17 protein-coding genes and 1 rRNA gene are annotated in these 21,339 nt (G+C 72.3%); 15 read left to right on the top strand and 3 right to left on the bottom strand.

Translation table 11 applies throughout. The annotated features are described in order from the left end of the window. Both rrf and KIK05_RS32210 read left to right on the top strand, forming a co-directional pair. A 5S ribosomal RNA gene (gene rrf, locus KIK05_RS32215) occupies positions 1 to 98 on the top strand; the annotation flags it as partial. 465 nt (positions 99 to 563) lie between these two features. Next, on the top strand, positions 564 to 3,116 hold the full coding sequence (locus tag KIK05_RS32210; protein WP_214414599.1) for a hypothetical protein: 2,553 nt from the start codon (positions 564 to 566) through the stop codon (positions 3,114 to 3,116). A 213-nt stretch (positions 3,117 to 3,329) separates the two neighbouring features. On the opposite strand, the gene KIK05_RS32205 is transcribed toward KIK05_RS32210, so the two are convergent. After that, positions 3,330 to 4,274 (bottom strand): MBL fold metallo-hydrolase, encoded by a 945-nt coding sequence (locus tag KIK05_RS32205; RefSeq protein ID WP_308250197.1) that lies wholly within the window; start codon positions 4,272 to 4,274, stop codon positions 3,330 to 3,332. A 298-nt stretch (positions 4,275 to 4,572) separates the two neighbouring features. On the opposite strand from KIK05_RS32205, the gene KIK05_RS32200 reads away from it, so the two are divergent. Next, the gene (locus tag KIK05_RS32200; RefSeq protein ID WP_214414598.1) at positions 4,573 to 5,043 is read left to right on the top strand and encodes a single-stranded DNA-binding protein; all 471 of its coding nucleotides are present in this window, start codon (positions 4,573 to 4,575) and stop codon (positions 5,041 to 5,043) included. A 241-nt stretch (positions 5,044 to 5,284) separates the two neighbouring features. Here KIK05_RS32200 and KIK05_RS32195 read toward each other — a convergent pair whose 3' ends face one another. Next, positions 5,285 to 6,556: a DUF1015 family protein gene (locus KIK05_RS32195; RefSeq protein ID WP_250563799.1), complete on the bottom strand. Its 1,272-nt coding sequence runs from the start codon at positions 6,554 to 6,556 to the stop codon at positions 5,285 to 5,287. A gap of 115 nt (positions 6,557 to 6,671) precedes the next feature. Between KIK05_RS32195 and KIK05_RS32190 the strand changes: the two genes are divergently transcribed. Then, complete coding sequence (locus KIK05_RS32190; protein WP_214414596.1) at positions 6,672 to 7,103, top strand: tetratricopeptide repeat protein; 432 nt, start codon at positions 6,672 to 6,674, stop codon at positions 7,101 to 7,103. Between the two features lie 249 nt (positions 7,104 to 7,352). Continuing rightward, the gene (locus KIK05_RS32185; RefSeq protein ID WP_214414595.1) at positions 7,353 to 8,348 is read left to right on the top strand and encodes an HAD-IIA family hydrolase; all 996 of its coding nucleotides are present in this window, start codon (positions 7,353 to 7,355) and stop codon (positions 8,346 to 8,348) included. Between the two features lie 631 nt (positions 8,349 to 8,979). Here KIK05_RS32185 and KIK05_RS32180 read toward each other — a convergent pair. Next, a complete protein-coding gene (locus tag KIK05_RS32180; RefSeq protein ID WP_214414594.1) occupies positions 8,980 to 9,327 on the bottom strand; it encodes an SCP2 sterol-binding domain-containing protein in 348 nt (115 codons plus the stop codon). Positions 9,328 to 9,591: 264 nt separating this feature from the next. Here KIK05_RS32180 and KIK05_RS32175 point away from each other — a divergent pair, with 264 nt between their 5' ends. The 10 genes from KIK05_RS32175 to KIK05_RS32130 all read left to right on the top strand — a co-directional run bounded on the left by KIK05_RS32175 (position 9,592) and on the right by KIK05_RS32130 (position 21,237). Then, complete coding sequence (locus KIK05_RS32175; protein WP_214414593.1) at positions 9,592 to 9,765, top strand: hypothetical protein; 174 nt, start codon at positions 9,592 to 9,594, stop codon at positions 9,763 to 9,765. A gap of 73 nt (positions 9,766 to 9,838) precedes the next feature. Then, a complete protein-coding gene (locus tag KIK05_RS32170; protein ID WP_250563798.1) occupies positions 9,839 to 10,657 on the top strand; it encodes a TlyA family RNA methyltransferase in 819 nt (272 codons plus the stop codon). 216 nt (positions 10,658 to 10,873) lie between these two features. After that, positions 10,874 to 11,782 carry an NAD kinase gene (locus KIK05_RS32165; protein ID WP_214414591.1) on the top strand — a complete coding sequence of 303 codons (909 nt, stop codon included), beginning with the start codon at positions 10,874 to 10,876 and terminating at the stop codon, positions 11,780 to 11,782. 211 nt (positions 11,783 to 11,993) lie between these two features. Beyond that, the gene (gene recN / locus KIK05_RS32160; RefSeq protein ID WP_214414590.1) at positions 11,994 to 13,712 is read left to right on the top strand and encodes a DNA repair protein RecN; all 1,719 of its coding nucleotides are present in this window, start codon (positions 11,994 to 11,996) and stop codon (positions 13,710 to 13,712) included. Positions 13,713 to 13,959: 247 nt separating this feature from the next. Beyond that, on the top strand, positions 13,960 to 15,156 hold the full coding sequence (gene steA / locus KIK05_RS32155; RefSeq protein ID WP_214414589.1) for a putative cytokinetic ring protein SteA: 1,197 nt from the start codon (positions 13,960 to 13,962) through the stop codon (positions 15,154 to 15,156). Next, positions 15,153 to 16,133 (top strand): copper transporter, encoded by a 981-nt coding sequence (locus KIK05_RS32150; protein ID WP_214414588.1) that lies wholly within the window; start codon positions 15,153 to 15,155, stop codon positions 16,131 to 16,133. The genes steA and KIK05_RS32150 overlap by 4 nt, the downstream gene beginning before the upstream one ends. A 54-nt stretch (positions 16,134 to 16,187) precedes the next feature. Next, positions 16,188 to 17,060, top strand: coding sequence for a hypothetical protein (locus KIK05_RS32145; RefSeq protein WP_214414587.1), 873 nt, complete (start codon positions 16,188 to 16,190; stop codon positions 17,058 to 17,060). Then, entirely contained in the window at positions 17,057 to 18,847 is a 1,791-nt protein-coding gene (murJ, locus tag KIK05_RS32140) for a murein biosynthesis integral membrane protein MurJ (RefSeq protein WP_214414586.1), read from the top strand. The genes KIK05_RS32145 and murJ overlap by 4 nt, the downstream gene beginning before the upstream one ends. A gap of 54 nt (positions 18,848 to 18,901) precedes the next feature. Further along, positions 18,902 to 19,996, top strand: coding sequence for a glycosyltransferase family 4 protein (locus tag KIK05_RS32135; protein WP_214414585.1), 1,095 nt, complete (start codon positions 18,902 to 18,904; stop codon positions 19,994 to 19,996). A gap of 257 nt (positions 19,997 to 20,253) precedes the next feature. Next, positions 20,254 to 21,237: a TerC family protein gene (locus KIK05_RS32130; protein WP_214414584.1), complete on the top strand. Its 984-nt coding sequence runs from the start codon at positions 20,254 to 20,256 to the stop codon at positions 21,235 to 21,237. Positions 21,238 to 21,339: the final 102 nt, after the last annotated feature.

The following is a 21,339-nucleotide window of genomic DNA, read 5'->3' as shown; positions in this document are numbered from 1 at the left end:
GGGAAACACCCGGTTACATTCCGAACCCGGAAGTTAAGCTTTCCAGCGCCGATGGTACTGCACCGGGGACGGTGTGGGAGAGTAGGACGCCGCCGGACAAATTTTTCATACGGTAAGGGCCACCCGCTTGGCGGGTGGCCCTTACCGCTGTGTGGGGGGAAGACATTCGCGGCTGCGGGTGTTGATGCGGGTTCATTGTGAGGGCCGTCCACGCCGTGGGCGGCCCTTTTCTGTTTCTGCGCGGCAAGTGCGCGATCTCGGCATGAATGTCATCGCGCTGAGTGATTCGCCGAGCCGGTGAGGGCAGGGCCGTGAAGACAGAGGGCGTGCCGGCAGTCCGTCCCGCGCAGGCTCTCGTCCTTGCTAGGCTGGGTCTGCCGGGCCACCCCACCACGGGTGGCCTTCGTCACGTAAGGGGCAAAGGCGCCGAGGGCGGTAGCGACACAGGAAAGGGATCTGTGTCCCGCGGCCCCGATAGATCGTCTCCTCCCGCCGCACAGGGTCGGCGCGGTGAGTGAACGCAGATCGCACTGGACGCGATCAGCGAGCAACTAAGGACAGAAGTGAACAGAGATAACGGACGTGAGGACTCGGGCCGCCAGGACGAAGGTGGCTACCGCCCGGGCAGAGGCTCCGGTGGATACAACCGCGGCGACCGCTCCGAGGGCGGCAGAGGCGGCAGGCCGGGCGGTGGATTCGACCGCTCGGGTGGCGGCCGTCGAGAGGGACGTCCTGGGGACGGGCCCCGCTATGGCGAGCGTCGTGAAGGCCGTCCCGCCGGCCCGTACGGGTCCCGCGACCGTGACTCCCGCGGCGGACGTCCGTACCAGCGCGACAACCGCGACGAGCGACCCTACGGCCGGGACGGCGGAGGGGATAGGGGCCGGGGGCGCGGTGACGACCGCGACCAGCGCGACCGCGGTGACCGCCCCGCCCGGCACTTCGACCGTGACGACCGCGGCGGCCGTCAGGGACGGTCGTTCGACCGCGGTGACAGGGGCGGTTTCGGCGGCGAGCGTTCCTACGGCCGAGGCGACCGCGACCGCACGGGCGGCGACCGGGGCTCGTACGGGTCTCGGGGTGAGGGTTCCCCTCGTGGCGGCGACCGCGGCGGCCGTCCCGGTCCTCGCTACGGCGATCGCCGTGAGGGCGGTTTCGCCGGGTCCTCGGGTTACCGCGATCGTGACGATCGCAGCGGGCGTTCCTTCGAGGGCGGTGACCGCGCCGGCCGTTCGTTCCAGCGGGACGACCGCCGGGCCCCGGGCCCGCGTCCGTACAACCGTGAGGGCCGCGACGACCGCGGCGGCGCTCGTCCGTACAACCGTGAGGGCCGCGACGACCGCGGCGGCGCTCGTCCGTACAACCGGGATGACCGGTACGGACGTGGCGGGGGCCGTTCATTCGACCGCGACGACCGCGGCCGTGGGTTCGACCGTGACGACCGTAGCCGTTCCTACGATCGAGATGACCGCGGCCGTTCCTCCTATCAGCGGGACGACCGCAGGGGAAGCGGTCCGCGTCCCTTCAGCCGGGAAGGTCGCGAAGGCCGTGAGGTACGCGACGACCGGGGGCCTCGCGGGGAGCGCGGTGGCTTCACCGAGCGTCCCTCCTACCGCGAGGGTCGCGAAGATCGCCCCTACCGCCGGGACGACCGCGGTGAGCGCGAGCGCCGTCCCTTCCAGCGCGACGACCGAGCGGGGGCCGGTCCGCGTCCCTTCAGCCGTGAGGGGCGTGACGACCGCGGCCCGCGCGAGGGGCGTGACGACCGTGGTCGCCGCGAGGGGCGTCCGTACGAGCACCGTGAGCGGGACGGATACGTACCGCGTGAGGGCCGCGGCGGCGGGGCGCCGCACTCCGACAGGGGTGGCACGCGTGCTCGGTACGGCCGCGAGCAGGACCGTCCGTTCGAGCGTGACTCCGAGCGTGCTCCCCGCGAGGAGCGTGCGCCGCTGCCGCCGCTGGCGGCCGACATCACCCCCGATGAGCTCGACAAGGAGGTCAGGGACGAGCTGCGTTCCCTCCCGAACGACCTCGCGGATCTGATCGCCTCCCACCTGGTCGCGGCCGAGCGGGCCCTCGGGGACGAGGACGCCGCCCTGGCCTACGAGCACGCGAAGGTCGCCCGGCGGTTCGCCGCGCGCATCGGCGTCGTACGGGAGGCCGTAGGCCTCGCGGCGTACCGGGCGGGGCACTACGCCGAGGCGCTCAGCGACCTGCGGGCCGCGCGCAGGATGACCGGATCGGACGAGTTCCTGCCCATCATGGCCGACTGTGAGCGCGGCCTCGGGCGTCCGGAGCGCGCGATCGACCTGGTCCGTTCCCCCGAGGCAGAGCGTCTCGACCGGGCCGGCCGCATCGAGCTCGCGATCGTGGAGTCCGGTGCCCGCCGCGACCTCGGCCAGCACGACGCCGCGGTGATCACCCTGCAGCGGGTCCCCGAGCTGCGCAGCCAGGAGCCTCGCCCCTGGTCGGCGCGCCTGGCCTTCGCTTACGCCGACGCCCTGGCCGAGGCCGGCCATGAGGAGGCGGCGACCGACTGGTTCGAGCGGGCCATGGCGTTCGACGAGGACGGCGAGACGGACGCGGCGGAGCGGTACGCCGAGCTGACGGGCGCCGTCATCGAGGACATCGAGGAGGAGGACGAAGAGGACGTCCTTCCCCTGGATGACAGCGGCGACGTCGTGCCCGCCGAGGCGGAGGAGAGCGAGGACGAGCCGTCGGACGACGCCGGCGAGACGGCCCCCTCGGACGTCGAGGAGACGGACGTGGTGGGCGTCGACGTGCTCGAGACGGAGCCGGAGACCGGTACGGCCGAGGCGGAGCCGCAGGAGGTCGAGCCGGGTGCAGGCGACCGTGACGGGGCCGGCGAGCACTCCGCGTCGTCCGTCGCTGAAGAGCCGAGCGGCGAGGCGGCCACGACCGAAGGTTCCGGGGACGCGGCCGACGGCTCCGGGGACATCGCTGATGACAAGCCGGGGACGGCCGTCAAGACCGTTCTGGAGCCCGGGATGGCCCCGGCGTTCATCGAGCCCGACTTCGGTGTTTCGGAGGGGGCACTTCCGGGGGATTTTGACGATGACAGCGATGCCGCCCCGGAGAAGCACGACCGGCGGTGAAGTCTGAGACGTCGTGAAAGACCGACGAAGGGTGGTGGGCGCCGTTGAGCGTGAAGTCGCGCGGCGCCCGCCAGCCTTCGTTCCCACGCCGGACGGATCCTATGCATGCCGAAACGGATTCGAATCGGCGTGGGTTTGCGCCTTCCATGAATTAGCTGGATAGCGGACTTTTCGGGGCATTTACCGCAACGGTCGCCGAAAACGGCGCAAACGCTACCGCTGGTCTGGCTGAACGCGGTTCAACCAGTGCAGGATGCCGGCCACGTTCGAGGGCGCGCCGCTGAGCATTTCGAACTGCTCCGCCATGTCCGCATCGTCGCCCTCGGACGCCAGCGCCGCGTACCGCTCCCGGGTCCTGTCGCGCACCATGGCCACGGCGTGGTCGAGATCCATCCCCTGCGCATGGGCCTGGCGCGTCAGGTCGACCCACACCCGTAGTTCCTCGGCCGACCGCTCAAGTGTTCCGGCCACGTCCGCGACGGGGCCGTAGTGGCTGAAGAGCAGCCGCTGGGGGCCGAGAGCGCCGAACAGGGCCACAGAGTCGAGGGCGGTCTGCAGGTCGAAGTCCGGGGGCGGCGTCGCCGGGCGAAGGTCACCGGTCTCCGGAAGGTACACCCCGGCGGCGTCGCCGACGTACAGGTCGCCGGTGAACGAGTCGAGCAGGCCGACATGGTGTTTGGCGTGGCCGGGGGAGTAGTGGCTGGAGAGCACGCGTCCGCCGCCGAGGTCGATCGCTCCGGTGTCCCCGAGCGCCCGGATACGGGCCGCCTCCGTCGCCGCCAGGGTGCCGAAGAGGGTGTCCAGCTTGTCACCCCAGACCATGCGGGCGCTGGCCATCAACCGTGAGGGGTCGACGAGGTGCCTCGCCCCCTTCTCGTGGACGACGATCTCGGCGGATGGGTAGTAGCCGGCGATGTCGCCCACGCCTCCGGCGTGGTCGAGATGGATGTGCGTGACGACGACGGTGGCGAGGTCGTCGGGGCCGACGCCGAGAGAGGTGAGGGCGTCGCGGACGATGGGGGCGGAGGTGGAGGTACCGGTCTCCACCAGGCAGGGCCGGTCGCCGAGGATCAGGTAGCCGGCGGTAATGCCGGAGTACCCGGCCATCCGCGTGTCGATCTCATAGACGTCGCCGCCGAGCGGCGTCACGTTGTCCACAGGCGCTCCCTTGGTCCCTGTCGCCGAACCGGTCCCCCACGTTCGAAGACGAGCGTAGGGCACATGGCGCATCGGGGCACGAGTGACTCGTTTCACCTCGTCGGCCTCCCTGAGAAGATCCACGGGCGCGGGACGGCAGATCGTGCTGTGGCCTGAACCGGGACGGTCGAGGTTCTCCGGGCGCCCCCGATCGCCTCGCGGCTCATGTGCCGGTTATCCACAGAACCGCGCTCGGGTCATTTCGGCCCCGCCCTCGCCTCGCAGAATGATCCCCGATCGATGGGATCCGAGGAGAGGCATGATGATGCACCGCAACGAGGTCAGGCTGGTCGGGCGCGTGTCCCGGCCGCCGAGAGACAGACGCCTGCCCAGCGGCGATCAGATGATGATGTGGGGCCTCGCGGTCCGGCGGCCGCCCGGCCATCCGAGCAGCAAGAAGTCCGACGGTATCGCCTGCGTGGCCTTCGACCCGGAGGTGGCCGCGCTGGTGGCCCGGTGGCGGGTCGACGACGTGGTCAGCGTCGAAGGAGCGCTCCACCACCGGTTCTGGAGCGGGCCCGGCGGGGGGGCGAGCACCTACGAGGTGGAGGTCCACCGGGTCAGCACCGTCGAGCCGGCCGGGCCGCCGCGCAACCGGCCGTCCGCCAGGACCGCGGCCGCTCCAGAGGGGCGATACGGCGGGCACCCCGAGTGCCCGCCCGATGCTTCCCCTGCGGGGGCCGGCGGGCCCGCCGCCTCCGCCGGGCTTCGCACCGCTGGCGAGGCGTGAAAGGGAGGCGCGTTTCGAGGACGGCTCCGCCAGAGGCATTCGCCCCTGGAAAAGCGGCAGGCGTGAAGGCGGTGGCAGGCATGAATGATGCGGCAGCTGTGAACACCGTGGCAGCTGTGAAGAGGGTGGCTGGCGCAAGGGGAAGAGCCGGTGCAAGGGGAGGAGTCGGCTCAAGGGGGAGAGCCGGTGCAAGCGGAGGAGCCGGTTCAGGGGCAGCCGCCGGGTGGTCAGGACCGGCGGTTCAGGAGGAGTCGGTGGCGAACGTGCGAAGGACGAGGCCGGTGCGGGGTTTCGGGCCGAACGACGTGGACTTGCGGGGCACTCGCTCACCCTCGGCGGCCACGGCGAGCACGTCCTCGACCCGCAGCGGCGGGACGATCACAGCGGTGCCGGAGCCCTCCCGGGCCATGCGGATGGCGATGTGCGGATCGTGGTGCACGATCCGCACCGCCTGCTCGTCGTCGCGCATGCCCCACACCTTCGGCAGGAGGAACTCCGAGAGGATCGAGGTGACGAGCGACTTCCAGCGAGCGGATCGCGACGCGGGCATGGCATGGTCCACCTGCACGGGGTCCGGATCGGTGAGCAGATGGCTGGGGCCGTTCCCGGCGAGGACGAAAGCCGGCCCCACGGCTCTGCCGAGCGCCGCGAGGGCTTCGTCGACGTGGGCGAACTCATGCACCTGCCAGGCGCCCTTGGCGCGCGCCGCCGCCTTCCCCAGGGGCAGCCCGGGGATCACCCTATGGATGGGTTTGAGATCGGGAGGGTAGGCCGTGGAGTCGACCAGGAGGGCCAGTCCGAAGTCCCAGGGCCCGGGGCCTCGGCCTTCGGCGTGGTATTCACGCTGGAGGGCCAGATAGGTGGCGTACCGGTGGTGGCCGTCGGCGATCAGCGCCTGGCGGTCGCGGAGGTCCGCGGCCACGGCCGCGTGCTCGCCGGGGTCGGTGAGCGCCCAGAGGCGGTGCGAGATGTCGTCGTCGGTGCGCACGTCGACCACGGGTGGGCGTGTCGCGGCCACTTCGTCGATCAGGCGCGCCGCGTCGCCGCCGTCGCCCGCGTAGAGCAGGAAGATGGGCTCCAGGTTGCTCTCGGTCGTCCTCATCAGGGCGAGGCGGTCGGCGACCGTCTTGGGCATGACGTCCTCGTGAGGCAACACGATGTGCTTCTCGGGCCCCGACAAACCCAGATCCCCGATCAGCCCGCGCAGCAGGAAGCCTGGTCCGCTCTGCTCGTACACGTAGAGGGCCGGCGTCTCGTCCACGGCGAGCACGCCCGATCGCAGCCATGACGACAGCGACTCTCGCGCCTCCCCATAGCAGTGCTGGTCGGCGCCGGGAAGGATCAGACGGACCACGTTGTTTGGGTGGGCGTCCAGAAGAGTCTGGATGTCTTCCCGAGAGACGAGATCGTACGGCGGGGAGGTGACTGCGGCCAGATCGTCGACTGCGAATCGCACGCCACGGAAGGGGCGCAGCACCAGCCCATCGGGCGACGGCAGTTCAGGATTCGCCATACCGGGCATGGTGCCATAAAGGCCCAAGTCGCTCAGAGACAGCCCCGACGTCGCAGCGCTGCCCGGCTCGTCAGGAAGCCGGGATGACATGTCGTCTGAAGGAGGCCTCGGAAAGATGACGCAGGGACGAAGCGGCCAGCCCGGCTCCCCCGACTACGAGCCCGCTGCCCCGGCGGGCGGTGTCTATGAGTGGTTCCAGAGAGGTGTGAAGCTGCTCAAGGACGGCAGTCCCGCGGCGGCGGCGGCGATCCTGGCCCGAGCGGCCGATGCCGAGCCTGATTCCCGGAGCATCAGGGAGGCACTCGCCCGAGCGCAGTTCAACTCCCGGCAATATGAGGACGCGGCCGACAGCTTCCGCTGGATCGTCTCGGCGAACCCCACCGAGGACTACGCCTATTTCGGCTTGGGCATGTCGCTGTGGCGCACGGGTGACATGGAAGCGGCCCAGGAACCCTTGGCCATCGCGGTGGCGATGCGCCCTGACCTCCGTGACTACGTGTCGGCACTGAAGCAGGTCCGAGCCACGTTGCGCGCCAGAGAGGTGTAGTTCCACCGCGCCACGATCGCCGCCCGGCCCACCTTGGGGGGCAGTGTCCCGTGGCGCCCCCGGCGGGGGAGTCCGACGTCGTCGAATGTCGGTTCGGGGCTGAGTGATGTCGGTTCGGGGCTGAGTGATGTCGGTTCGGCGCTAAGCGATGTCGGTTCGGGCTGAGCGATGGCTGTTCGAGGTGGGGGAGGGAATGGGGGAAGGAGGGGCGGGTCGGTGTTCGGGGGTGGCATCGGAAATAGTGGGGGCATGGAGCCCCCACTGATCGATCGTTACGACACCCTGCTGCTCGATCTCGACGGGGTCGTCTATCTCGGCCGTGAGGCGGTGAAGGGCGCCCCTGAGGCCCTCACACGCGCCCACGGGACGGGAGTACGGCTCGCGTACGTCACCAACAACGCTTCGCGGACACCGGCGGCGATCGCCGACCATCTGGTCGCCCTCGGCGTGCCGGCCACGGCCGAGGACGTCGTGACCTCCGCCCAGGCCGCAGCGAGATTGATCGCCGAGCGCGTTCCTGCCGGCTCGGCCGTGCTGGTCGTCGGCGGTATGGGCCTGCGACACGCCGTACGAGCCCAGGGGCTGCGCCCCGTGACGGCCGCGGCGGAGGCACCGGCGGCCGTTGTCCAGGGCATCTCGCCCGACCTGTCGTACGGCCTGCTCACCGAGGGTGCGCTCGCCGTGAGGCAGGGCGCCTGGTTCGTGGCCGCCAACGGAGACACCACGATGCCGACCAGCCGTGGTGTGGTCCCCGGGAACGGCGCCATGTCCCGGGTGATCGCCACGGCGACCGGAGTCGAGCCCGTGGTCGCGGGCAAGCCCGAACCTCCGCTCCACAGGGAGTCCATGCTTCGCACCGGAGCCGAGCGGCCCCTCATCGTCGGGGACCGGCTGGACACCGACGTGGAGGCCGCCACCCGGGCAGGCGTCGACAGCCTGCTGGTGCTGAGCGGGGTCACCAGAGCGCTCCACCTGCTCACCGCCGCGCCCGAACATCGGCCCACGCACATCGCCGAGGACGTGTCCGGCCTGCTCGAGCCGGCCGCGCCGGTAGCGCGGGAGGGGGACCGGTGGCGGCGGGGCGCGTGGGTGGCGCGGTGGGAATCGGGCTCTCTGCGTCTTTCCGGCGACGGCGACCCGATCGACGGACTGCGGGCCGCGTGCGCTGCCGCCTGGGCCCACGCCGGTGAGGGCCGAGCCGACGAAGACGACCTGAAGCAGGCCCTGGAGTCCCTCGACCTCTGAAGCACCCAGCAGACCCCACAGGAGGAACCGCCTGATGCGGGCGGCTATAGGGGGCGGGTTCCCAAGCGGAGCGTTGTCGACGGCCGGAGCGTCGGTGGGAGGAGTCTGCCTGAGGTGTGGTGGTTTGAGGGGGTGGGAGGAGTCTGCCTGGGGTGTAGTGGTTTGAGGGGGTGGGACGGTCTGCGGGGCGTCGTTGGGGCCCAGGGCGGGCGCGACTGGCGCGGGGGGTGACCAGGACGGCGGGAGTGCGGGTGAGCTTGGTGTGATGGGCGATCTTGCCGTGGTGGGCGGGAGTCTTGGCCTCGGTGGCCTCGGTGGCCTCGGTGGCCTCGATCGGGCCTGCCGTTCACGGATCGGGGTTCGACGGAGGCTGCCGGGATCTTGGCCGTCGTGTTGGGCGGGTCCCGGCGCGGCTTTCGCGACTCCGGGGGCACAGGCGCGGCTCGGCGTCATGGCGCCCGCTCGATTCAGCGAGCGCGGCTCAGCGGGCGCAGTTCGAGACGGCGCGGTTCAGTGAGCGCGGTTCACCGGGCGCAGTTCGAGACGGCGCGGTTCAGTGAGCGCGGCTCAGCGGGCGCGGCCGGGTGCGTTTCTGGGGACGCGGGGGTGGGGCGGCGGGCGAGACAGGTGGTCACAGCAGTTTGCGCAGGCGAAGGAGGTCCCCGAGGCTGGCGTCGATCTTCACGCGGCCTCCCAGCAGGGCCCTGGCCATGTCGAGCTCGCCGTTCACCATCGACAGCAGGTCGTCGCTGGAGATGCGGATCCGCACCTCCGCCGGGCGCCCGTCCACGGGGGGCGTCTGCGTGAACGGCTCCAGGCCCTCCTGGTGGATCCGCCCGTGGAAGGTGACGCCCAGGTCGCTGATCAGGCAGCTCAACGTCCTGTTCACCACGTGCTTCGTACGGGTCTCCTGATCAAGCTCGCCGAACTGCTCGGCTAGCTTGTCCAGCGCCGCCCGGCACTCGTCGACGGTCGCCATGCGTCGTACCTCTTCTCATCCGCCGAAGCTGTCTGACCTACGGAAGGTAGCGTTTCACTGGAGTACTACGCGAAATCCGGCGCGCGGGCGCGGCCGGCGGGAGAAGAGCATCGCAGTCGCCGCCGCTTCCGATACGGTCAGGTCTACGGCCATGGGGTGTGCGGAAGGTCACCCGGCGCGACACCGGCATCGTGGCCCGGGGGCGCGCCGTGACGGCGAGCGGCGCCTCGGCCCCGATGATGACGCAGGTGGGTGAGAAGGCGGATGACGGAGAGCGGCGAGGTTCGCGTGGGGGCGGCCCTGGCGCGGCTGGACGGCCTCGGCGAGGTCCCGGTGCGGGAGCACGTCGCGGTGTTCGAGGAGGTGCTGAGCGGCCTCGAGGCGACGCTCGCCTCGGTGGAGGACGTCTCGGCCGCAGGGGGGGACGAGCGCCCGTGAGCGTCCGTCCTGGAGCCCTGTGCGGCCTGTTCCCGCGGCGCCGCCCCCTGCCTCGTGCCGGGGGGTGGGCGCGTTGAGCCGGCGCATCCGTCTGGACAGCGAGCTGGTGCGGCGGGGCCTGGCACGTTCCCGTGAGCAGGCTGCGGACCTGATCGCCGGCGGCCGGGTCAGCGTGGGCGGCCGTACCGCGGCCAAACCGGCGACCCAGGTCGACACCGCGTCGGCGATCGTGGTGGCGGAGGCCCCGGAGGGGCCCGACTACGTGTCGCGGGGCGCCCACAAGCTGCTGGGCGCACTGGAGGCGTTCGGACCGCACGGCCTCACCGTCCGGGGGCGCCGCTGCCTCGACGCGGGCGCCTCCACGGGCGGGTTCACCGACGTGCTGCTGCGTCACGGCGCCGCTCACGTGCTCGCCGTGGACGTCGGGTACGGCCAGCTCGCCTGGTCGCTGCGCACCGACGAGCGGGTGACCGTCATGGAACGCGTCAACGTCCGCGACCTCACCCCTGAGATGGTGGGCGAGCCGCCGACGCTGGTGGTGGGCGACCTGTCGTTCATCTCGCTGCGCCTGGTGCTGCCCGCCCTGACGGCCTGCGCCGCCCCCGAGGCCGACTTCGTGATGCTGGTGAAGCCGCAGTTCGAGGTGGGCAAGGAGCGCGTCGGCGCCGGCGGCGTCGTACGCGATCCGGAGCTTCGGGCGGGGGCGGTACGCGACGTGGCGGAGGCGGCGTCGGCGCTGTCGCTGTCGGTGCGCGGCGTGACCGCGAGCCCGCTCCCCGGGCCGTCCGGGAACGTCGAGTACCTCATCTGGCTCGGCAAGGGTCCCGGCGGGGCCTCGCTGCCCGATCTCGACGCCGAGATCCTGCGGGCCGTCGCGGAAGGCCCCCAGTAGTGCGGGCCGGTCGCAGGCCTCCGGGAGGGGCCGCACCGGTACCCGGTGAACCATCGCCGTGCCGGTCCCCGTACTCGTGGGGGCCTGGGCGCGGGGACGCACAGATGACGCGACCGGGCGCGGGCGTCTCTCGCCGAGAGACGGGACGTGCGGTGACGGGCGTACGGGCCCGTCGGGCGACGTCCGCGAGTGCCCGCCGGACGAGCGGAGTGGACCATGACTGATGTCAAGCGCACGGTTCTGATCACCGCCCACACCGGGCGCGGTCCGGCGGTCGAGAGCGCGCGGCTGGTGGTCGAGCGGTTCCTCGACGCGGGCTTCACGGTCCGCGTCGTGGAGGCCGAGGCCGAGGAGATGGGCGTGCCGGGGGTGGACGTCGTCCCGGCCACGGCCTCCGCGGCCGAGGACGCCGAGCTGCTGATGGTGCTGGGCGGCGACGGCACCCTGCTGCGCGCGGCCGAGCTGGCCCGCCCCGCCCGCACGCCCCTGCTCGGGGTGAACCTCGGCCACGTCGGCTTCCTGGCGGAGGCGGAGATGGCCGACCTCGCCGAGGCCGTCGACCGGGTCGTGGCGGGCCGGTACAGCGTCGAGGAGCGCATGACCATCGACGTGAAGGTCCGCGCCAACGGTGAGGTGCTGGCGTCGACCTGGGCGTTGAACGAGGCGAGCGTCGAGAAGCGCGACCGCATGCTGGAGGTCGTCGCCGAGATCGACGGCCGCCCGCTGTCCCGGTGGGGCTGCGACGGCGTGATCTGCGCCACCCCCACCGGCTCGACGGCCTACGCGTTCTCGGCGGGCGGGCCGGTGGTGTGGCCGGAGGTGGAGGCGCTGCTGCTCGTGCCGAACAGCGCGCACGCGCTGTTCGCGCGCCCGCTGGTGGTCTCGCCGCGGTCGGCCATCGCCGTGGAGGTCCTTCCCGGGACGCCCGGCGGGGTGCTGTGGTGCGACGGCCGGCGCCGCTTCGATTTGCCTCCGGGGGTGCGTGTCGAGGTACGGCGCGCCGATCTCCCGGTACGGCTGGCGCGGCTGCACGACCTCGACAAGACCGGAGCGCCGTTCACCGACCGGCTGGTCGCCAAGTTCGACCTTCCCGTGCAGGGCTGGCGCGGCCGCGTCCGCCACTGAGCGGCCACGGGCCGTCGCGAACGCGCCCGTACGGACCGCCTGAGTCAGGCGCGTAGTGGCTGGTGAGAGGCGTGTACGGGTCTAGTCATCGAAAACCTTGGCGATTTCCGCGTAGGATCGACCCGCACGGAGAGGTGACCGAGCCAAGCCCCAGACGGTCCGGCGAGGTGCCCGATCGGAGGCAGCGCGGCGAAACGGCGGGAGGGACCCAGTGCGGCCACGGGTCGATGAGGTCCGGATCAAAGGGCTCGGGGTGATCGATGAGGCGGTCCTCAAGCTCTCATCGGGTCTGACCGTCGTCACCGGCGAGACGGGCGCGGGCAAGACCATGGTGGTGACCGGTCTCGGGCTGCTGTTCGGCGGACGGGCCGACCCTGCGCGTGTCCGGCCCGGAACCGACAAGGCCACGGTCGAGGGCACGCTGGTCGTGAAGCCCGAGGGCCGGGTCGCCCAGCAGGTGGAGGACATCGGCGGCGAGATCGAGGACGGCGAGCTCATCATCGCCCGCACCGTCTCTACCGAGGGGCGTTCGCGGGCGTGGCTCGGCGGGCGTTCGGTGCCGGTCGGCACGCTCACCTACCTCGCAGAGGACCTCGTCGCGGTCCACGGCCAGATGGACCAGCAGCGGCTCCTCCAGCCCGGCCGCCAGCGCGCCGCCCTCGACCGCTACGCCGGCGAGGAGCTGGTCAAGCCGCTGCGCGCCTACACCCAGGCCTACAAACGGCACAAGGACGTCGGCGAGACGCTGCAGGAGCTCACCACCAAGGCGCGGGAGCGGGCCCAGGAGGCCGACCATCTGCGCTTCGGCCTGGAAGAGATCGAGAAGGTCGATCCGCGGCCGGGTGAGGAGATCGAGCTCAAACAGGAGGAGGAGCGCCTCGCGCACGCCGACTCCCTGAAGAATGCCGCGGTCGACGCCCACACCGCCCTGCTCGGCGACCCCATGGCGAGCGCCCAGGGCCTGCAGGACGCCGTGTCGCTGCTCGGGCGGGCGCGGGGGGCGGTGGAGGCCGTCCGATCGTACGACCAGGCCCTGGCGGGCATCGGCGACCGGCTGGCCGAGGCGGGGTACCTCGTCTCCGACGTCGCCACCGAGCTCGCCGCCTACGCCGAGTCGGTCGACGCCGACCCGGCCCGGCTCGCCGCCGTCCAGGAGCGCCGCGCCCTGCTCAACGGCCTGCTGCGCAAGTACGGCGAGGACACCGAGGCCGTCCTCGCCTGGGCCAGGGCCGCGGCGGCCCGGGTCGCCGAGCTCGAGGGCGACGACGACCGCATCTCCGAGCTCACCCGTGAGCACGAGGAGCTCACCGCCCGGCTCACCGAGATGGCGGCCGAGCTGACGGCGATCCGCACCGCCGCCGCCGAGCGCTTCGGCGAGGCGGTGACCGCCGAGCTGGCCGCGCTGGCGATGCCCCACGCGCGGGTGGTGGTGGCCGTCACTCCGAGCGGCCAGTTCGGCCCGGAGGGCGCCGACGAGATCGAGCTGCGCATGATGTCGCATCCGGGGGCTCCTGCGCTGCCGCTCAACAAGGGCGCCTCCGGCGGTGAGCTCAGCCGGGTGATGCTCGCCATCGAGGTGGTGTTCGCCGGCGCCGACCCGGTGCCGACGTTCGTGTTCGACGAGGTCGACGCGGGGGTGGGTGGCAAGGCGGCGGTCGAGATCGGCAGGCGGCTGGCCCGGCTGGCCCGTACGGCGCAGGTGATCGTCGTGACCCACCTTCCGCAGGTCGCGGCGTTCGCCGACCAGCATCTCGTCGTGGAGAAGGCGAGCGACGGCAGCGTCGTGCGCAGCGGCGTCACCGCCCTCGACCGCGAGGCGCGCACGAGGGAGCTGTCGCGCATGCTGGCCGGCCTGGAGGACTCCGAGCTGGGCCGCGCCCACGCCGAGGAGCTGCTGTCGATCGCCGACGCCGACAAGGCGGCCGGCTGACCGTGGGGGTGACGACCCGTCGGCGGTCCTGCCGCGCGCGGACTCCCGGGTTCGGCGGCGCGGCACCGTCGCCTGAGGCCATGATGGGGGAGGATTTCCGTCCCCTTGGGGGGCGTGCGAAGGGCTAATCAGGGTAATCGGGATCCGCGGTGCGGGGGACAGCGTCCGCGGCCCACTGTCAGTGAGATGTCAAACACGCCGTGATGCGGGCCCATCTTGGTCGCACGCTCTGGCAGGATGGTTCGTGATGAAGGTGCCGACCTTTAGGGTTCAGGGCCTCCGCCGCAGGAAGGTTTCAGACCTTCCCGGGGTGACGGCAGTGGCGAGGATCGATCGGCGGACCAAGACGCTGACCAAGCGCCTCAGGCCCGGGGAAATCGCGATCATCGATCATGTGGACGTCGACCGGGTGAGCGCGGAGGCTCTTGTCGCGTGCGGAGCCTCCGTCGTGGTGAACGTCGCCTCCAGCATCAGCGGCCGCTACCCCAACCTCGGCCCGCAGATCCTCCTCAACGCCGGGGTCACGCTGATCGACAACGCCACGCCCGAGCTGTTCGACCGCATCCGCGACGGCGAGGTGGTGCGCGTCCACGAGGGGGCGGTCCACCTCGACGACGAGCTCGTCGGCAAGGGCGAGATCGCGACGTCCGAGAGCGTCGAGGCGGCGATGTCGGAGGCGCGGGCGGGGCTGTCGATCCAGATCGAGGACTTCGCCATGAACACCATGGAGTACATCCGGCGCGAGCGCGACCTGCTGATCGACGGTGTGGGCGTGCCCGACATCCGCACCTCCATGGAGGGCAGGCACGTCCTGGTCGTGGTGCGCGGCTACCACTACAAGGAAGACCTCGCCACCCTGCGCCCCTACATCCGCGAGTACCGCCCGGTGCTGATCGGCGTCGACGGCGGCGCCGACGCGCTGATGGAGGCCGGGTACCTGCCCGACATGATCGTGGGCGACTTCGACTCGGTGTCGGAGCGCGCGCTGTGCTGCGGCGCCGAGCTCATCGTGCACGCCTACCGCGACGGCCGGGCGCCGGGCCTGGAGCGCGTCCAGCAGCTCGGCCAGCAGGCCGTGGTGTTCCCCGCCACCGGCACCAGCGAGGACATCGCGATGCTGCTCGCCGACGACAAGGGCGCGAGCCTCATCGTGGCGGTCGGCACCCACGCGACGCTGGTGGAGTTCCTCGACAAGGGACGCTCCGGCATGGCCAGCACCTTCCTCACCAGGCTGCGGGTCGGAGGCAAGCTGGTCGACGCCAAGGGCGTCAACCGGCTCTACCGCAGCCGCATCTCGGTCGGCTCACTGCTGCTGCTGGTGGCCACCGCTCTGATCACCGTCGGGGTGGTCCTGTGGTTCTCTCCGATGGGCAAGGTCTGGCTGAACGGACTTCGTGACGCCTGGAACGGTTTCGTCTTCTGGTTGGTCGGACTCTTCTCGTGATCGATTTCCGCTATCACATCGTCTCCATCGTCGCGATCTTCCTCGCGCTGGCCATCGGCATCGTGCTCGGCAGCACGGTCCTGAACGCCCCGCTGGTCGCCTCCACCGAGAAGGTCGCCGCGGGGCTGCGCCAGAGCAACGCCAAGCTGCTCAACGAGCTCAGCGTCGCGCAGACCCGGGGGGACGCCGGCGACACCTTCATCGCCGACCGTCTCCCGCAGCTCGTGCAGGGGGCGCTGACGGGCGAGCGCGTGGTCGTGGTGGAGGCGCCGGGCGCCGACACCAAGCTGCGCGAGCCGCTCCAGCAGGTGCTCGCCGCCGCGGGGGCGGTGGTGTCCGGGCGCGTCACGCTCACCGAGAAGTTCATCGGCGCCGAGCAGGCCGCCACCCTCGACCAGCTGGCCACCACCGCCAAGCCGGCCTCGATGACCTTCCCGGCCGCCGCCACGGCGTACGACAAGGCCGCCGCGGTGCTGGCCGCCGCCGTCCTGACGCCCGACAAGGCGCAGGCGGGCAAGGCCGACCCGGCCGCGCCCGACGCGCTCGCGGCGTTCGAGAAGGACGGCCTGCTGAGCGTCGAGGGCGACCCCGGCAAACGCGCCACGCTCGCCCTCCTGATGGCCCCCGCCGCCGCGTACGAGGGCAAGGACGCCGACTCGCAGACCGCCGCCATCGTCTCGCTGGCCTCGGGGCTGGACGGCGGCGGCGAGGGCGCCGTCGTCGCCGGGGTCGTCCCCACCTCGGCCACCGCGGGCCTGATCGCGGCCGTGCGCGCCGACAGCGACGTCGCGCTGAAGGTCTCCAGCGTCGACAACGCCGATATGGCGTCCGGCAAGGCCGTGGTGGTCTACGCTCTGCGGGAGCAGGTCGCCGGGGACGCCGGGCAGTACGGCCTCGGCTCCGACGCCACGGCCCTCGAGCCGACCCCCACCGCCGTCACCCCCTCGCCCACTCCCGACGGGAGCTCGGGCGGCTGACCTGCCCCTGACGACCACGCCCCCTGATGGGTGCCTGACGAAGAGGGATCTGCTGTGGCCCACCGCTCCTGGCTCGGCGCCCTGGCCGGCGCGGCCCTCGGCGCCGTCGCCGCCCGCGCCGCCTACACCGCGTTCAACCGGCGTCCCCCGATCGGCGACGAGAAGACCTGGATCCGTCACAACCACCGTGGCGAGACGCTCACCCTCCTCGAGGGGCCGGCGTTCGCGGCCGGCGCCGGGGCGGCGGCCGCGCTCGCCCCGGGCCTTTCCCCGCGGGTCCGCGCCGCGGCGGTCCTGGCGGGTGTGGGCAGCGGCGCGCTCGGCGCGTACGACGACCTGCGGGGCGCCACCTCCTCCAAGGGCTTCAAGGGCCACCTGACGGCGCTCGCGCGCGGCGAGGTGACCAGCGGCGCGGTGAAGATCCTCGGCATCGGGGCGACCGGCCTGGCCGCCGCCGCCCTCGTGCCGGGCGGTCCCGCTCCCCGCTCGGGTGCCGCCCGCGCCGCCGGCACGCTGCTCGACGGCGCGCTGATCGCCGGCGGCGCCAACCTGGCCAACCTCTTCGACCTGCGTCCCGGGCGCGCGATCAAGGTCGGGCTGCTGACCGGCGGGCCGCTGCTCGCCGCCGCGCTCACCAAGGACGACCCGGCCGGCGCGGCCCTCGCCGCCGTGCCGCTCGGCGCCGCCGCCGCCCTGCTGCCCGACGACCTGGGCGAGCGGGCCATGCTCGGCGACGCCGGCGCCAACGCGCTCGGCGCGCTGCTCGGCGTGGCGGCGGTGGCCGGTCTGCGGCCGCGCGCCCGCCTGGCCGTCCTCGCCGGGGTGGTGGCGCTCACCGCCGCCTCCGAGAAGGTCAGCTTCACCAAGGTCATCGCGGGGAACCGCGTGCTGAACCGCCTCGACATGCTGGGCCGCCGTCCCGCATGACCAGACGGGTGGGCCAGGGCCTGGCGGCCGCGGCGGTCCTGATCGGGGTCGTCACGATCCTGGCGCGGGTCGTCGGGTTCGCCAAGCAGGTGGTCCTGGCCCGCACCGTCGGCACGAACTGCCTGGCCACGGCGTACGTCACGGCCAACCAGGTGCCGAATATCGTCTTCGAGGTCGTCGTCGGCGGCGCCCTCGCGGGCATGGTGGTCCCCGTCCTGGCGGGTGCCGCCTCCCGTGCCCAGGCCGGCGACGACGAGGAGGCCCGCCGGCGGGTCGGACGGATCACCTCCGCGCTGCTGACGTGGGTGCTCGCCCTGCTCGTCCCGCTCAGTGTCGTCACCGCGCTCGCCGCCGGGCCGGTGATCCGGCTGCTGGCCGGCGACGTCGGCGGGTGCGACGGCGCCGACCTGACGGCCGTCGCCACCCGCATGCTGATCGTCTTCGCGCCGCAGATCCCGCTGTACGGCCTGGCGGTCGTGCTGTACGGCGTCCTGCAGGCCCATCGCCGGTTCACCGGTCCCGCCGTGGCGCCGCTGGTGTCCAGTCTCGTGGTGATCGTCGGGTATCTGGCGTTCGTTCCGCTCGGCGGGCGGGCGGTGGACGGCCTGTCGGTGCCGCGTCCCGCGGAGCTCGCCCTGTCGGTCGGCACGTCCCTGGGCGTCCTGGCGCTCGTGGTGGCGGTGGCCGGCCCGTACTCCCGGCTCCGCCTGCCGCTGCGGCCGACGTTCCGCTTCCCCGACGGGGTCGCCGGTCAGGTGCGCCGCCTCGCCGTGGCCGGGCTGAGCGCCCTGATCGCCCAGCAGGCGGCGATGGCGCTGGTGGTGTGGCTCGCCAACCGGCGGGTCGGCGGGGGCGCGCTCGCGGGTTACAGCTTCGCCTGGGCGGTCTACCAGGTGCCGTACGCCGTGCTGGCGGTGCCCATCGCCACCAGCGCGTTCCCGGCGCTGTCGGCGCGGGCCGAGAGCGGCGACCGGCAGGGTTTCGCCGCCCTGTCCGCGCAGACGACGCGGGCCGTGGTGCTGGTCTCCGGCCTGGCCGCGGGCTGGCTCGCCGCCGTCGCGGCGCCCGTGGCGGGGGTCTTCGTCGACGGCATGCCGACCAGCGTGTCCGCGGCGGAGCTCGCCAGGTCCATCGCGCTGTTCGCGCCGGGCCTGGTCGGGTACGGCCTGGTCGCCCATCTCGGCCGCGTCCTGTACGCCTCGGCCAGGGGCCGCGCGGCCGCCTCGGGCACCGTGGCCGGGTGGGTGGTGGTCATGGTCGCGCAGACGGCGTTCGCCCTGACCTTCCCCGGCCCGTGGAAGCTCGGCGGTCTCGCCCTCGGCAGTGCGGCCGGGATGACGGCGGGAGCGGCGCTGCTGCTGGCCGCGGTGGCCCGGGCGCACGGCGCGGCGGCGCTGGCCGGGGTCGTACGCGCCCTGCTGACCGCCGTGGCGGCGGGCGGCGCCGCGTTCCTCGCCGGGCAGGCGATCACCTCGCGGGTGACCGTGCACGGGCCGGTCGCCCACGCGGGCATGGCCGCGCTGGCCGGCCTGGCGGCCGTGGCGGTGTCCCTGGCCGTCGCGGCGGCGGTCGACAGGCGCGACCTGGCGCCGCTGCTGGCCCGCGTCCGCGGCGCGGTCACGCGGAGGCGCCCGCAGGATCCGGGGAGGGTCACGCCGGGCCGTGCGGACGAGGCCGGGACGGGCACGCCCGGCCCCGCGGAGGAGACCGAGACGGGCGCGCCCGGCCGTACCGAGGGAGCGGAGGCTGGCGCCGCCGCCGAGCGTCCCGGGGCGCGAGGGGTGTGAAGGGGCCGGCCGCGCGAGGGCGGGCCGGTGGGAGATGTGAGGGGAGCGACGGCGATGGCCGAGACGGTGAGGCGGGTCGTCCTGGTGCTCGGCACCAGCACCGGCGGAGTGGGCCGGCACGTGCGGATGCTGGCCGGCGGCCTCACCCGCCTCGGCCACCAGGTGGTCGTCGCGGGGCCCGCGGTCACCGACGAGGCCTTCGGCTTCTCCGAGAAGGCCCGTTTCGCGGAAGTCGCCGTTTCCGACCGGCCGCGGCCCCTCGGCGACCTGCGCGCCGTGGCACGGCTCAGGACGCTCCTGCGCGGGGCCGACGTCGTCCACGCTCACGGGCTGCGCGCGGGGGCCCTGGCCGCCCTGGCCCTCACCGGGCGCCGTACGCCGCTGGTGGTCACCTTGCACAACGCGCTCACCGCCGGCGGCGCCGTCGGGGCGATCTACGGGCTGCTGGAGCGCATCGTCGCCAGGAGGGCCGACCAGGTGCTGGTGGTCGCCCCCGACCTGGGCGAGAGGATGGCCGTGCGGGGCGCGCGTCGCGTGGCCGCCGCCGTCGTCCCGGCGCCACCGCTGCGTCCGCCCGCGAGAACGGCCGCGCAGGTGCGCGAGGAGCTCGGGACGGGCGAGCGCCCGATCCTCCTCACGATCGCCCGCCTGGCCCAGCAGAAGGGCCTGGAGACGCTGCTGGAGGCCGCGCGGGGGCCGTACGAGGGCGCGGTCCCGCTGTTCGCGGTGGCGGGGGAGGGGCCGCTGCGCGAGGCCCTGCAGGCGCGTGTCGACGCCGAGGCGCTGCCCGTACGGCTGCTGGGGCAGCGCGCCGACATCGCCGACCTGCTCCAGGCGGCGCACGCCGTGGTGTCGCCGAGCCGGTGGGAGGGGCAGCCGCTGAACATCCACGAGGCGCTGCGGGCGGGCAAGCCGATCATCGCGACCGCCGTCGGAGGGGTTCCCGGCATGGTGGGGGACGCCGCGCTGCTCGTGCCGGCCGGCGACGCGGCCGCCCTGCGCGGCGAGATCGCCCGGCTGCTCGCCGACCCGGCTCTCGCTGGCCGCCTGTCCTCGGCCGCCCTGGCACGGCCCCTGCCTGACGAGCAGGCCGCCGTCGAGGCGGTGCGGAGCGCGTACGAGACGGTGACGGGCACGCCGGGCAGGTAGCCCCCCAGTGTCCCGGAGGCATCGGGTCCGGTACGCGAGGACAGGGCGTGGGGCGGGTGATCGCGCCCGGCGCGCAAAGGCTGATTAGGTAAGGCTTATGTGCTCGCCTATACTCCTCGATTAAGGGGGGGAGTATCCCTTCGCGACAGCCTCGTCATCACGGTGCGTCCCGCTGACGTGCCCGGGGCTGCCGGTCCGAGCCGACGCGCACGGGCGGGAGAGACCTCCGGCACTTTGTCGTGGGCCGGAGGTGTGTCTTGGATGTTTCCGTGTGGGCATGGGCAGCCGTCATCGCTGGGTTGCTACTGGTTTTGGCCGTAGACCTCTGGATCGTCGACAGAGGTGAGCCGCGCGAGTTCTCGATGCGGCAGGCGGGGTTCTGGGTCACCTTCTACGTGGGCCTGGCGGTGCTGTTCGGCGTCGGCGTGATGGCCGTGAGCGGCCTCGACAAGGCGGGTGAGTTCTTCGCCGGCTATCTGACCGAATACAGCTTGAGCGTTGACAATCTATTCGTCTTCTACATAATCATGGGCCGCTTCGCGGTTCCCAAGATCTATCAGCACAAAGTCCTGCTTGTGGGCGTGTTGCTGGCCCTGGTCATGCGGGGAGCCTTCATCCTCGTCGGCGCGGCCGCGCTCCAGCGTTTCAGCTGGCTGTTCTACGTCTTCGGCGCCTTCCTGATCTACACCGCGGTGAACCTCCTGCGCGGTCACGACGAGGAGGAGTTCAAGGAGAACCTCCTGCTGCGGTGGGTGCGGCGCGTCTTCCCCACCACCAAGGGTTTCGTCGGATCGAAGATCACCGCGCGGATCGACGGCCGCCGTATGGTCACCCCGATGCTGATCGTGATGGTGGCGATCGGCACCACCGACCTGCTGTTCGCGCTCGACTCGATTCCGGCGATCTTCGGCCTCACCACCGACGCGTTCATCGTCTTCACGGCCAACGCGTTCGCCCTGATGGGCCTGCGCCAGCTGTACTTCCTGCTCGGTGGCCTGCTGCAGCGGTTGGTCTACATCAGCTATGGTCTGTCGTTCATTTTGGGCTTCATCGGGGTTAAGCTCATCCTGGAGGCCTTGCACACCAGTGGTGTCTCCTGGGCGCCGGAAGTGCCGATATGGGTCTCCCTCTCGGTCATCGGCGCCACGATGGTGGTCACCACCGTGGCCAGCCTGATCAAGGCCAGGCGCGACAAGCGGGCCGGCGAAGCCACCGCTCCGGCAAAGGTGTCCCAGGGGTAGCGAATTGGTGCATGAGGCCGCCCGCTTGTGTCATATTGCTCTGCGAGGCCTGCGAGATAGGTAGCATTCGGCGATAAGTCACAAACCGGTCTCCTCTAGCCG

Origin of the sequence: Sphaerisporangium fuscum, from assembly GCF_018531465.1 — a bacterium.
In the GTDB taxonomy this organism is placed as follows: domain Bacteria; phylum Actinomycetota; class Actinomycetes; order Streptosporangiales; family Streptosporangiaceae; genus Sphaerisporangium; species Sphaerisporangium fuscum.
Note: the sequence above shows the minus strand (reverse complement) of the source record. Positions and strands in the feature narration are given on the sequence as shown.

Coding starts and splice junctions, on each gene's coding strand:
- KIK05_RS32200 (WP_214414598.1), top strand. CDS start 4,573: ATGATGATGCACCGCAACGAGGTCAGGCTGGTCGGGCGCGTGTCCCGG.
- KIK05_RS32195 (WP_250563799.1), bottom strand. CDS start 6,556: ATGGCGAATCCTGAACTGCCGTCGCCCGATGGGCTGGTGCTGCGCCCC.
- KIK05_RS32190 (WP_214414596.1), top strand. CDS start 6,672: ATGACGCAGGGACGAAGCGGCCAGCCCGGCTCCCCCGACTACGAGCCC.
- KIK05_RS32185 (WP_214414595.1), top strand. CDS start 7,353: ATGGAGCCCCCACTGATCGATCGTTACGACACCCTGCTGCTCGATCTC.
- KIK05_RS32180 (WP_214414594.1), bottom strand. CDS start 9,327: ATGGCGACCGTCGACGAGTGCCGGGCGGCGCTGGACAAGCTAGCCGAG.
- KIK05_RS32175 (WP_214414593.1), top strand. CDS start 9,592: ATGACGGAGAGCGGCGAGGTTCGCGTGGGGGCGGCCCTGGCGCGGCTG.
- KIK05_RS32165 (WP_214414591.1), top strand. CDS start 10,874: ATGACTGATGTCAAGCGCACGGTTCTGATCACCGCCCACACCGGGCGC.
- steA (WP_214414589.1), top strand. CDS start 13,960: ATGAAGGTGCCGACCTTTAGGGTTCAGGGCCTCCGCCGCAGGAAGGTT.
- murJ (WP_214414586.1), top strand. CDS start 17,057: ATGACCAGACGGGTGGGCCAGGGCCTGGCGGCCGCGGCGGTCCTGATC.
- KIK05_RS32135 (WP_214414585.1), top strand. CDS start 18,902: ATGGCCGAGACGGTGAGGCGGGTCGTCCTGGTGCTCGGCACCAGCACC.